Raw genomic sequence first — 12,753 nt, 5'->3', positions numbered from 1 at the left:
ATACAAGCGATGGAAATGAATGCAGGCTGCAAAATAAATACACGGCCAGCGGCCCTGTGCGTAGGGGCCGACCTTTAACCTCTCAGACCGCCTTTGGCGGCCAGCTCCCCTATAAAGGGAGCCTTGTGCGGCCCGTTGTGAGATGCAATCACAGCCCATTCTGATATAATGGCAGGCTTTTACGAGCCACGAACCACGAACAACGAGCCACTATTTTTTCGCGAGCCGAGGGTCACTCGAGGCGATGTCGTTACTCTGAATCTGTTGCCGCGCAGCGGCATCTGAGTCCGAGGCGGCCTGCGAACTGCCAATTGCGACCGGCGGGGCCGATAGGCCCTAATCTACATTAACGGTTCCTTAAAAATTTTGGATTTAATTCAAAAACGATTAGAAAACGATTAAGTTTTTCAGAACCATCCTTTTTCTGGTGTATTATGGAGCTATCTAGTTCTTCATGTTATAATAAAGAAAGGAATGGTGAATCTGTTGAAAAGACAACTGACTGCCAACGAAATCCGCTATCGTACGTATTTCCCGGAGCTGACGGAAAAGAACTTCAATCCCATGAATGACGTCCTTTTTAAATTTATCTTTGGCCGGCCGGAACGCAAACTCATTACCATTGATTTTCTCAATGCCATCGCTGCCGAAGACCTGGGCCATCCGATTACGGACATCGTCTTTACGCCGACGGAAAACGTCCCGGACAGTCACGATGAAAAATTGACCCGTCTCGACGTGGCCTGCACCTTGGACACGGGTGAGCAAGTCGATATCGAAGTTCAGATTGTCAATCAGAAAAACATGCAACGCCGAACCATGTGCTATTGGGCGCGATTGTATTTGTTGTCGTTGCCGCCCGGTGGTGCCTATCAGGACTTGAAGCCCTGCATCACCATTAATCTGCTGCGTTTCAACCTGTTGCCGCAAGAAGACGCCCATTCCATGTGGAGTATTTACAACGCCGAAACGGGCGACCGCCTCAATAAGGATTTAGTATTCCATTTCCTGGAGATTCCGAAATATACGAAATCGCCGAAGAAGCGGATCCGTGATATGACGAAAATGGAACGCTGGCTGGCGTATTTTGCTAACCAGCTTAGTGATGACGAAAAGGGGGAACTGATTATGAGCGATGAAGCCATCCATAAAGCCGTAGATGCCGCCCGGACCTTCCTTCAGAATGACGCTGAACGCCTGGCTTACATCAACCGCGAACTCGCCATCCTTGATTATAACTCGGACCATCGCGATGCCTTTGAAGAGGGGGAAGCCAAGGGACGCGAAGAAGGACAAGCCATCGCTAATGAACGCTGGGGTACCTTGATGCAACGACTGTTGAATGAACAGCGCTATGACGATGCGAACAAAGCGGCTGTTGATGCTAATTTTCGTGAAAAACTTTTTAGGGAATATGGAATTTAGTTGGTGATGAAGAGAGGCTGTCTTAATGCGACAGCCTCTTTTGCTTTCCTCTGACTCAGATGCGGCTGCGCCGCAACAAACTCATGAAATAAACGCAGTTCGCAGGCGGCCGGTCGCAGGTCGCTACGGTCCTGCAGACCATAAAAAAATACACGGCCATTGGCCTTGTGCGTAGGGGACGCCCAGAGCCTTTCTGGCCCGTCAGGTACCGACCATCGGGAGGTGCAGGGCGGCTGCCAGAACGGACAGCCGCGTCGGGCGTCCCGTTGCGATATTCAATCATAGCATATTTGAGTATAATGGTGGGCTTTTACGAACTACGTGCTACGGCTTTTCCTCTGACTCAGATGCGGCGTTCCGCCGCGACAAACTCAAACTGACAACGACGTTTCGGGAAACCCTCAGCGCGTAGCGGGACGCCTTGGTCAGGACGTCCCCTACGGTATCGCATACAGGCGATGGGGAAAAAGGCGGATACAGATTATAAAAAAATACAAGGCCCCGGATGGGGCGATTTCACGAGCTGAGGGTCACTCGAGGCGATGTCGTTACTCTGAATCTGTTGCCGCGCAGCGGCATCTGACTCCGAGGCGGCCTGCGAACTGCCAACTGCGACCGGCGGGGCCGATAGGCCCCAACATTAAAAGAAAGGCAGGGCTGACTATTGATTTAATTAGTTTGAAATTTTTGGCATTTTCCGTAAAATTTGTAGATTAATAGCCCATATCGTGGTATAATAAGTATCGTTACGACGCACATTTGCCTGCCGTAGCTAAAGCCATAAAAGAAAGAGAATAGATTGGAGTGAAGTTTTATGGTAAAGTTTTCTGAAGAAGCAAAGAGTTTACACGCATCGGATATCCGTGAAATTTTGAAAGTAACAGAAAATCCGGAAATTATTTCCTTCGCCGGTGGCCTTCCTGCACCGGAACTTTTCCCGATTGACGAAATGATGAAGGTCGACGTGGAAATCTTGAAAAAAGAAGGTCGTCAGGCCGTGCAGTACAGCACGACGGAAGGTTATGTGCCCTTGCGTAAACAGATTGCTAAACGCATGAAAACATCTTTCCATACAGACTGCACTTATGAAGATATCATCATCACCGCTGGCTCCCAGCAGGGCCTTTCGCTCCTGGGCCAGCTCTTCCTCAACGAAGGCGACATCGTCCTCGTTGAAAGCCCGACCTACATGGGTGCTACGACGGCTTTTGCCGTTAACTTCCCGAATTTCGTCGAAGTTGAAACGGATGACAAGGGCATGGTTCCGGAAGCCCTGGAAGCAGCTCTCGAAAAATACGGGGACCGCGTCCGCCTGATGTACGTCATCCCGGAATTCCAGAACCCGACGGGCATCACCTGGCCCCTGGAACGCCGCAAAGCCATCATGGACATCATGAACAAACACGACATCCCCATCATTGAAGACGACCCGTATGGCGAACTCCGTTATGAAGGCGAATCGATGCCGACTTTGAAATCCATGGATACTCAGGGCAACGTCATCTTCCTCGGCTCCTTCTCCAAAATCTTTATGCCGGGCCTGCGTATCGGCTGGATGGTCGCCGCTCATGATATCCTGGAAAAGGCTGTCATGCTCAAACAGACCGTCGACTTACAGACGTCGTCCTTCGCACAGCGCCAGGCTTCGTACTACATCGACATGTACGACCTCGACGCCCATGTCAAACAGATCCGCGCCCTCTATGGCAAACGTCGTACCCTCATGTACGATTCCATGAAGAAATACTTCCCTGAAGGCGTTTCCTTCACCTATCCGGAAGGCGGCCTGTTCACGTGGGTTACCTTGCCGGAAGGCCTCGATGCCAAGGCAATGATGCCGGAAGTCATCGAAAAGAAAGTCGCTTACGTACCGGGCGGTGCTTTCTACCCGAACGGCGGCCATGCCAACCACTTCCGCCTGAACTATTCCAACATGCCGGAAGACCGCATCGTCGAAGGCATTAAACGTTTGGCTGAAGTTTTGAAAGAAAAAATCGGTAAATAATTAAATTTTAAGGAAACAAGGCGCTCTCTCGTGAGGGCGTCTTTTCTTTTGCAAATTTTTTTAAAAATTTTTTACAGTCATTCTTTAATTTTTTTTAAGCTGGATATTTACTATTATCAGTAATTCTCGTTATTTACATTTGGTTTATAAAGGTTGTACGAAACGCAACATATTTATAACGCAAACGTTTAATTGCATAAAAGTAATTTTGATGATACTATATACACATAGATAAACGCGTGATGTACATAACCTGAAGGAGTGATTGATATGCATTTTTCCGACTTAGCTATGAATTTGAAAGCCTCTGAAATCCGTGAACTCTTGAAACTGACGACCATGCCGGAAGTCATTTCCTTTGCTGGCGGCCTGCCGGCACCGGAACTCTTCCCGACGGAACAGCTGAAGAAAGTCGACGACGCCGTATTGACCAAAGAAGGCCGCGAAGCCTTGCAGTACGGCACGACAGAAGGTTACAACCCCCTGCGCAAACAGATTGCAGCCCGCATGAAACAGGCTTTCATGGTCGACTGCGATATCGATAACATCACTATTACGTCTGGGTCCCAGCAGGGCCTGTCCATGCTGGCCCAGATCTTCATTAACCCGGGCGACGTCATCCTCGTCGAAAGCCCGACCTACCTCGGCGCTATCAACGCATTCAAACTCTGTAAACCGGAATTCGTCGAAGTGCCGACGGACGATAAGGGCATCATCCCGGAAGAATTGGAAAAGATTCTGGAAAAATACGGCGACCGCGTCCGCATGATGTACGTCATCCCGGAATTCCAGAACCCGACGGGCATCACTTGGCCCGTAGAACGGCGCAAGGCTTTCATGGACCTCATCAACCAGTATGACTTCCCGGTCCTCGAAGACGACCCCTACGGCGAACTGCGCTATGACGGCGACAAGGTACCGTCCCTGAAATCGATGGATACGAAAGGAAATATCATTTTTCTCGGTTCTTTCTCGAAAATCCTTATGCCGGGCCTTCGTATTGCCTGGATGGTAGCCGACCCGGTCATCATCGATAAAGTCGTCAAGCTGAAACAGGCCGTCGACCTCCAGTCGTCGTCCTTCGGCCAGCGTCAGACCTCGTACTACATCGATATGTTCGACCTCGATGAACACGTCGCCAAGATCAAGGCCCTCTATAAGAAACGCCGCGACCTGATGTGCGAATCGATGAAGAAATACTTCCCTGAAGGCATCACCTTTACATACCCCGAAGGCGGCCTGTTCACGTGGGTAACGCTGCCGGAAGGCATGGACGCGAAAGAACTCATGCCGAAAGTCCTGGCTAAGAACGTTGCCTACGTGCCGGGCGGTCCCTTCTACCCCCACGGCGGCAATGCCAACCACTTCCGCCTGAACTACTCCAACATGCCGGAAGACCGCATCGTCGAAGGTATCAAACGCCTGGCCGACGTCTTGAAAGAAGAATTGGCAAAATAAGGCTAAAGATGATATGATATAAAGGAGCTGTCGCTTACGACAGCTCCTTTTTGAGCATTAAGTTTGTAGTTTGTAGTTTTTAGTGAATGGCTAAAAAATTTAAAACCAACTGCTACAAACTACAAACTCTATTCTATAAACTCAAATTTATCAGCAGTAAAGCTGAGTTGTTAGTCTTTCGTAGATGGGTTGATTATCTTGATGGAACTCGAATCTCTTTTGAAACAATATTTTGGCTATACGTCGTTCCGGCCGGGCCAGCATGAGGTCATCCAGACCCTTCTCGATGGCCGCGACTGCCTGGCCATCATGCCGACAGGGGCAGGGAAGTCGATATGCTTCCAGCTGCCGGCCCTGATGATGCCCGGCGTGACGTTGGTCATTTCGCCGCTCATTTCCCTCATGAAGGACCAGGTCGACAGCCTGGTCAACCAGGAGATACCGGCGACGTATATCAACAGCCAGTGTACTTTTGAAGAGGCCAAGGCCCGCTTCGCCGCCATCCGCGCCGGCCGGGTCAAACTGGTCTATATTTCGCCGGAACGCCTGGAAAACGAATTCTTTACGTCCTTCATGCAGAGTTTGCCCATTTCCATGTTCATCATCGACGAAGCACACTGCGTATCCCAGTGGGGCCATGATTTCCGGCCCAGCTACTGCGCCATCAAGGACTGGATCGCGGCCCTGCCCGAGCGGCCTGTCGTCGGGGCCTTCACGGCGACGGCGACGGAAAAGGTCAAAGAGGACATGATGAACCTCCTGGGCCTGGAAAAGGAACGCATCTTCATCGGCGGCTTCGACCGGCCGAATCTGTATTTCCGCGTCGTCCGGATGAACCGCAAGCTCGACTTCGCCTTGTCCTACGTCCAGCAGCATAGGGAAGACAGCGGCATCATCTATGCGGCGACGCGCAAGGAAGTGGACCGCGTCTATGAAGAGCTGACGCGGCGGGGCATCCGGGCCGGCCGCTATCATGCCGGCCTCAACGACGACATGCGCCGGACCATGCAGGACGCCTTTACGTATGACCGGCTCCAGGTCATCGTCGCTACCAACGCTTTCGGCATGGGCATCGACAAGAGCAACGTCCGCTACGTCATCCATTACCAGATGCCCAAGAACATTGAAAGCTACTACCAGGAAGCGGGCCGGGCCGGCCGCGATGGTGCGCCGGGGGAATGTATCCTCCTCTTCAGCCGCCAGGACATCATGATCCAGAAGTTCCTCATCGAACAGTCCGTCCACGATCCGCAGCAGCAGGCCGTCGAATTCCGCCTGCTCAACGCCATGGTCCGTTACTGCGAAGGCAATCACTGCCTGCGCCATTATATCCTGACCTATTTCGGCGAACATCCATCGTGGCAGCGCTGCGAGAAATGCGGCAACTGCGACCAGGAAACGGTCGAAGAAGACATGACCGAACAGGTCCGCAGCATCTGCCTCTGCGTCGACGAATTGAAAGGGCGCTTCGGCATGACCATGGTCTGCGACATCCTCAAGGGAAGCCAGAACGCCAAGGTCCGCCGCTATGGCTTTGAACATAATTCGGCCTTCGGCATGCTCGGCGATTTCACTTTGTCCGAAGTCCGCGACATGGTCCGCCAGTGCATCGACGACGGCTATCTCGACCAGTCCGATGGGAAATATCCCGTCGTCTCCCTGACGGCCGACGGACGGCAGGCCCTCAGCGGCCATCAGCGCATCGTCCAGCAGAAAGTCGTTTCAGCTGAACCCGTGCCGGAACTGCCCAAGCGCCAGCAGAAGCGCCGCGCCGGGGCCATCGACGAAGACGCCTTGCGGCCCCTGTTCGATACCTTGCGGGCAGTCCGCCTGGAACTGGCCAAGGACGAGCATATTCCGCCGTTCGTCATCTTTTCCGATGCCACGTTGTGGGATATGGCCGCTCTCAAGCCGGACAGTCTGGAAGCCATGAGCGACATCAAGGGCGTAGGCAGCTTCAAGCTCCATAAATATGGCCGCCAGTTCGTCAGCGCCATCCAGTCTTATATTGATAACCATTGATTTTGAGGTGACATACATGAGCATTGCCGATACACAGTATCTGAATATCGTCGAAAATATCCTCGACCACGGCTATTTCGACAACAACCGCACGGGCGTGCGGACCTATAAACTGCCCCACCAGATCATGCAGTTCGATTTGGAAAAAGAATTCCCCATCTTGACGACGAAGTTCGTCTCCTTCAAGACAGCTGTCAAAGAAATCCTCTGGATCTGGCAGCTCCAGAGCAACGACGTGCGGGAACTGCAGAAGATGAACTGCCACGTCTGGGACGAATGGATGCGGCCCGACGGCACCATTGGCAAGGCCTATGGCTATCAGATCCGCAAGTACAAACAGGTCGACAAGCTCCTGGAAACGCTGAAGACGGATCCTCAGAACCGGCGCATGATCGTATCCCTGTGGAACATCGAAGACCTGCCGGACATGGCCCTTCAGCCTGTGCCTACCAGACCTTGTGGGATGTCACTGACGGCCGCCTGAACTGCATGCTCATCCAGCGCAGCGGCGACATGGGCCTGGGCGTCCCCTTCAACATGACCCAGTATGCCGTCCTCATCCATCTCATCGCCCAGTCCGCCGGCCTGCGTCCGGGCCTGTTCACGCACGTCATCAACAACGCCCACGTCTATGAGAACCACGTCCAGGCCATGAAGACCCAGCTGGCCCGCCGTGACCAGGCCTTTCCGGCACCGAAGCTGGTCCTCAATCCCGATGTCCACGACTTCTATGATTTCACCATCGACGACATCGCCCTGGACAATTACCGGCACTTGGGTAAACTGCCCATGGAGGTGGCCGTCTGATGATCCATCTCATTGCAGCCGTCGACCGAAACGGCGGTATTGGCAAGGACAACGACCTCTTGTGCCATATTTCGGCCGACTTAAAACGTTTTAAATCCCTCACCATGGGCCATACGATGCTCATGGGGCGCAAGACTTTCGAAAGCCTGCCCGGCGTCCTGCCCGGCCGGCCGCACTGGGTCCTGACCCATCAAAAGGATTACAGCGTCAGCCATGACGCCGTCACTATCTTCCACAGTGTCGAAGCCATGCAGCAGGCCATGGAAGCCGGGGAGGACTATTTCGTCATCGGCGGCGCTTCCATGTACGAAGCCTTTCTGCCCCTGGCCGACAGCCTGTACCTGACGGAAATCGACGAAGCCTTCGACGGCGCCGACACTTTCTTCCCGGCCTGGAAAAAGGACGAGTGGGAGGAACAAAACCGGGAATTGCACCGTCCAGACGGACGGGAAAAATATTCTTTTTCTTTCGTCCACTATGTCCGCCGTTTCGATTGACATTGTTAATCCGTTATGTTATACTAACGTAAGAGCTACAAGATAGCTGGATTTGTTTTTTTAGGAGGATTTTGTTATGCACGGTAAAGTAAAATGGTTTAGCGCAGAAAAAGGTTATGGCTTCATCGAAAGAGAAGATGGCGGCGACGTTTTCGTTCACTTCTCCGCTATCCAGGAAGATGGCTTCAAATCCTTGACCGAAGGTCAGGAAGTTGAATTCGACATCGTTGAAGGTGCGCGCGGACCGCAGGCAGCTAACATAGTTAAATGCTAATCGGAAAGTAAAATAGACCTTTTAAGGGGCTCACAGGAAGGCTTCGGCCAGCCTGCGCGGCCCTTTTTTTGCACCTTGTATATGTATAAAAACACGAAAAAGTTTGCATAAATACTTGCAATATTCATACGGCTGTGCTATGATATATCCATCGAACAAGTTCTGGTCTTAACTATTGGAGGATGGATATACATGAAACATGCAAACAGCTTCGCAGATTATACAACCGATGAATTGAAAGGCATTTTATTGCTGGCCGAAAAGATCAAGCAGCATCAAGATGATTACGGCCATATCCTGGATGGCAAGAAATTGTACACGCTCTTTGAAAAGACGTCGAACCGGACGTACCTTTCCTTTTCCATCGGCATGGAAGAATTAGGCGGCAAAGCCTACAACCAGCTGTGGAAGGACAGCAATTTCACTATCGGCGACCTCATGAGTGAAGTCAAATACGTCTGCCGCAACGTCGACTGCATCATGGGCCGGTTCAAGAAAGACGAAACGACGGAAGGCTTCATGAAGAACGCCACGGTCCCGGTCATCAACGGCTGTGACAATACGTTCCACCCGACGCAGGCCCTGGCTGACATGCTGACGCTCTACGAAAAGACCGGCCATTTTGAAGCCAAGGTCCTCTACATCGGCGCCAAGAACAATACGTATAACTCGCTCAGCGAAATCGTCACCAAGATGGGCGGCATGATGTACGGCCTGACGCCGTTCAGTCAGATTACCAATGTGCCGGCCGATTTCTACGACAAACTGACGGCTACGGGCCATTATAAGGAACTGCCGACAGACATTTCCAAAGAAGACCTGAAGAAAGTCGTCGCCGACGTGGACTGCGTCTATACCGACACCTGGGTCGACATGGAATTCTTCACCAATCCGGACTATGCCGAAAAGAAGAACCAAATCATCAACATGATGATGCCTTATCAGATCGACGCCGCCCTCATGGAAGGGACGGATACCATGGTCTTCCACGACATGCCGATTCATCCGGGCTATGAAATCACGCAGGACGTTATGGAAAAACACCTGGAAACCATCCTCGACGAAGCCGAAAACAGACGCCACGCCGAAAAAGGCCTGTTAGTCTACCTCATCACGGGGAAATTGGATGTTTAGGTCATATGAAGGTTTCTGCCATCATGCAGGGATTCTTTCGCTCTATAGTTTGTAGTACGGAGTTTGTAGTTTTCAGCGAAAACCTTTAAATTTAAAACCATCTACTAACAACTAACTGCTAGCCACTAATAACTTAAAAGGGATTGTCGCATGTGCGACAATCCCTTTTTTCATCCCAATCCCAGGCAGACCAGGGGCAGGGTGACGATGGAGCAGAGGGTCGTGACCAGGATCATGCCGGCGGCGTAGTTACCGGCTGAGTGCTGGTTCTGGGCCAGCATGACCACGGCGGCCATGCTGGGCAGGGCCGACAGGAGGCTCATGGTGACCGTCACGTCGTGGATGACCCCCAGGGTCTGGCAGAGCATGTAGAAGAGGGGCGGGAAGAGGCACATCTTGATGGCGACGGCGCCGTAGAACTCTTTCTTGCGGATATAGCGGGGGATGTCGATGTAGCAGAACAGGCCACCCATGTAAATCATGGCCAGCGGCGTCGTCAGGGCGCCGGCTTTGGTCAGGGCCGTATTGACCGGAGCCGGGAGCTCGATGCCCGTAAAGATGCCGACGATGGCCAGGACGATGGCGATGGTCGCCGGGTTGACCATCTTCTGCAGGCGGCTGGCGATGGACATGGCATTTTCCCGGTCCACCGGTGCCGTCAGGTTGACACCCAGCGTCCAGAGCAGGAGCTGGTCGATGACCGTGAACAGGGCGATGTAGAGCATGCCTTGTTCCGGGAAGACGGCGGCGACGATGGGGATGCCCATGAAGCCGATGTTGCCGAACATGGCACAGGCCCGGTAGACGTGATTTTCATTGCCTTTCAGGCCGAAGAGGCGTGCCAAAAGGCAGCAGAGCAGGTATAATAAGAAGTACATCAGGACCGTTACGGCCAGGACCGGCAGGGCGCTGATGAACTGCTGGCGCGTCGCCCCGTTGAGGGTGTTGGAGAATAAGAGCAGGGGCAGGGAAATCTTGGTGATGAACCGCGAGAAGACGCCCAGGGAACGGCTGCCCAGGACGCGCATGCGCACGGCGGCGATGCCGATGAGGATATAGATGACGAAACCGATGATTTGCGATAAGACAATGGAAAAATAGGCCATTGGCCAGCCTCCTTTCTAAAACGTCCCCATTTTATCATGCTGGTGGCGGCATGACTAATGAAACCTTTGACCATGGCCATGAAAAAAAGTGATGGATAGGAAGACCGATTATGGACCTTGCGAAAATACAATATTTCCTGGAAGCAGCACGGCTGACGAATTTCACCCAGGCCGCCAGGAATTGCCACATCGCCCAGACGACGATGACGAAATACATTACCCAGCTGGAAAAGGAATTGGGCTGCCGCCTCTTCCGCCGGGAGCACCGCGGTGTCTCGCTGACACCGGAAGGACGGCACTTCTATGAAGGCATGGCGAAGATCTGCCAGGAATATCAGGACCTGCGCGACTCATTGCGCCTGAAACGGCGGAAAGGCCTCTACCTGGGCATTGCCATGCAGGAATACATCGAAGCCCTGTGGCTGCGCCGCTTTGAAGAAGCCTTTCCCGACTGTAAGCTCTATTTCAGTTTCCACGACATCGAGGAATTGGAAGAGAGCCTGGAGAACGGGACCTTGGATGGCTTCCTCTTTTCCGATGCCCAATCCCTGATGGGCCGCTTCACCTGCCAGCGCCTATTCGCCATCCGCCAGTCCTTCATCTGTTCCAAGCCCCTCCTCGAACGCTACGGTACGGTAGGCGACATCATCGCCCACAGTCCCTTTGTGACCAAATCCAACAGCCCGGCCTATGCCGCCAAGATACGCCAGCACTGCCGCCACGCCTTCCATCAGGAATTCCTGTCGGTCCACCTGTGTAAGACCCTGTCGGAACAGCTGCTGACGGTCAGCCTGTCCCAGGCTTTGCCATCCTGCCCATGCCCGAAAGCGATGCCTATCCCGGCCTGAGCGTCATCCCCCTGGGCGACGACTTTACAGAACATGCCGTCCTGGCTTATCGCTAGGACGGCATGACAGACGAGCTGAAAAAGTTTTTATCCCTTTTTGCCGGGATGCCATAATTCGCTGAGGGCGACGCCGCCGAGGATGCAGGCAGCACCGATCCATTGCAGGAAGGTCAGGCTTTCGCCGAGGAGGATGGCCGACAGGGCCAGGGCCGTAAAGGGTTCCATGTAGCCGCAGATAGAGACGCTCTGGGCCGACAGGCGCTGGACGCCGGAAAAATAGAGATAGTAGCCGAGGCCCGTGTTGACGATGCCCAGGCAGACCATGCAGGCGATGTTGGTCATATCCAGGCTGGCCGGTGCCGTCGGCATGGACAAAGTGACGGCGGCGACGACGAGCGACGCCACCAGGAGCTGGCAGGCCGGGGAGAGGATGCCGCCGATGCCGCTGACCTTTTTCATGGCAATGACCAGCAGGGCAAAGCAGACGGCGCTCAGGAAACCGCAGACCAGGCCCCACGACAGGCCGTGCGCCTGAACGTCGGCGCCATTGATGCAGAGGATGCCGACCGTAACGATGACCATGGCGCTTACTTTCGGGACCGTAAAGGGCTCATGGAAGACGAAGTACGACAGGATCATAATCAGGATGGGCCCGCAGTAGCACATGAGGGTTGCCAGGCTGACGCCGATATGCTGGTAGGCTTCGTAGAGGAAGAGCCAGTTCCCGGACAGGAAGAGGCCCGACAGGACCAGCCAGACCAGGGACGTGCGGGACGCGCGGCGCAGGCTGCCCCATTCGCGGCGGGCCGTCGCCAGGATGAGCAGGAAAAAACCGCCCAGGACCGTACGGGTCAGGACGATTTCATAACTCGACAGGGGAATATGGCTGGCGATGATGCCGTTCGTGCCGAAAATGACAGCAGCCAGGATGAATTTGATGTACGCATTTTTCATGAGCGTCCCTCCTTCGCATTGATAAGTTTACTATACCATATCTGACGCCATCTGTCTGTATGGCTGACGCCATGAAAAAAAGTGATTGAAAATGACGCGTCTTTCATTTCACAACGATCTTTATCTATGATACGATTCCGGTAGTGAATGAGAAAACATTCCGTGAACAGGAGGAACTATCAATGAAAATATTTCATATCGATGAMGTCTTTCGCATGCTTCCC

Annotated in this window: 10 protein-coding genes and 1 pseudogene; 9 read left to right on the top strand and 2 right to left on the bottom strand. The window is 53.1% G+C overall.

Going from position 1 to position 12,753, the window contains the following annotated elements; all coding sequences use genetic code 11:
* The first annotated feature begins 486 nt into the window (after nt 1-486).
* The 8 genes and pseudogenes from NM10_RS12355 to NM10_RS12320 all read left to right on the top strand — a co-directional run bounded on the left by NM10_RS12355 (nt 487) and on the right by NM10_RS12320 (nt 9,622).
* The gene (locus NM10_RS12355) at nt 487-1,425 is read left to right on the top strand and encodes an Rpn family recombination-promoting nuclease/putative transposase (protein WP_020311876.1); all 939 of its coding nucleotides are present in this window, start codon (nt 487-489) and stop codon (nt 1,423-1,425) included.
* A gap of 814 nt (nt 1,426-2,239) precedes the next feature.
* Nucleotides 2,240-3,430, top strand: coding sequence for an aminotransferase-like domain-containing protein (locus NM10_RS12350; RefSeq protein ID WP_020311875.1), 1,191 nt, complete (start codon nt 2,240-2,242; stop codon nt 3,428-3,430).
* Between the two features lie 270 nt (nt 3,431-3,700).
* Entirely contained in the window at nt 3,701-4,888 is a 1,188-nt protein-coding gene (locus NM10_RS12345) for an aminotransferase-like domain-containing protein (RefSeq protein WP_020311874.1), read from the top strand.
* A gap of 201 nt (nt 4,889-5,089) precedes the next feature.
* Nucleotides 5,090-6,910 carry a DNA helicase RecQ gene (gene recQ / locus NM10_RS12340; RefSeq protein WP_020311873.1) on the top strand — a complete coding sequence of 607 codons (1,821 nt, stop codon included), beginning with the start codon at nt 5,090-5,092 and terminating at the stop codon, nt 6,908-6,910.
* Between the two features lie 16 nt (nt 6,911-6,926).
* Nucleotides 6,927-7,717 (top strand): annotated as a pseudogene (locus tag NM10_RS12335) (thymidylate synthase).
* Nucleotides 7,717-8,214, top strand: coding sequence for a dihydrofolate reductase (locus NM10_RS12330; RefSeq protein ID WP_020311872.1), 498 nt, complete (start codon nt 7,717-7,719; stop codon nt 8,212-8,214). Before NM10_RS12335 ends, NM10_RS12330 begins: the two are co-directional and overlap by 1 nt.
* A 76-nt stretch (nt 8,215-8,290) precedes the next feature.
* Nucleotides 8,291-8,488 (top strand): cold shock domain-containing protein, encoded by a 198-nt coding sequence (locus NM10_RS12325; protein ID WP_020311871.1) that lies wholly within the window; start codon nt 8,291-8,293, stop codon nt 8,486-8,488.
* Nucleotides 8,489-8,680: 192 nt separating this feature from the next.
* Nucleotides 8,681-9,622 (top strand): ornithine carbamoyltransferase, encoded by a 942-nt coding sequence (locus NM10_RS12320; protein ID WP_020311870.1) that lies wholly within the window; start codon nt 8,681-8,683, stop codon nt 9,620-9,622.
* A gap of 170 nt (nt 9,623-9,792) precedes the next feature.
* Here the strand turns inward: NM10_RS12320 and NM10_RS12315 are convergent, their stop codons facing one another.
* Nucleotides 9,793-10,728 carry an AEC family transporter gene (locus tag NM10_RS12315; RefSeq protein WP_020311869.1) on the bottom strand — a complete coding sequence of 312 codons (936 nt, stop codon included), beginning with the start codon at nt 10,726-10,728 and terminating at the stop codon, nt 9,793-9,795.
* Between the two features lie 110 nt (nt 10,729-10,838).
* Between NM10_RS12315 and NM10_RS12310 the strand changes: the two genes are divergently transcribed.
* Nucleotides 10,839-11,576: a LysR family transcriptional regulator gene (locus NM10_RS12310; RefSeq protein ID WP_020311868.1), complete on the top strand. Its 738-nt coding sequence runs from the start codon at nt 10,839-10,841 to the stop codon at nt 11,574-11,576.
* Between the two features lie 86 nt (nt 11,577-11,662).
* On the opposite strand, the gene NM10_RS12305 is transcribed toward NM10_RS12310, so the two are convergent.
* Nucleotides 11,663-12,529, bottom strand: coding sequence for a DMT family transporter (locus NM10_RS12305; RefSeq protein WP_020311866.1), 867 nt, complete (start codon nt 12,527-12,529; stop codon nt 11,663-11,665).
* Nucleotides 12,530-12,753 lie beyond the last annotated feature (224 nt).

It is taken from the genome of Megasphaera sp. NM10 (assembly GCF_000417505.1).
Classification (GTDB): Bacteria; Bacillota; Negativicutes; order Veillonellales; family Megasphaeraceae; genus Megasphaera; species Megasphaera intestinihominis.
Note: the sequence above shows the minus strand (reverse complement) of the source record. Positions and strands in the feature narration are given on the sequence as shown.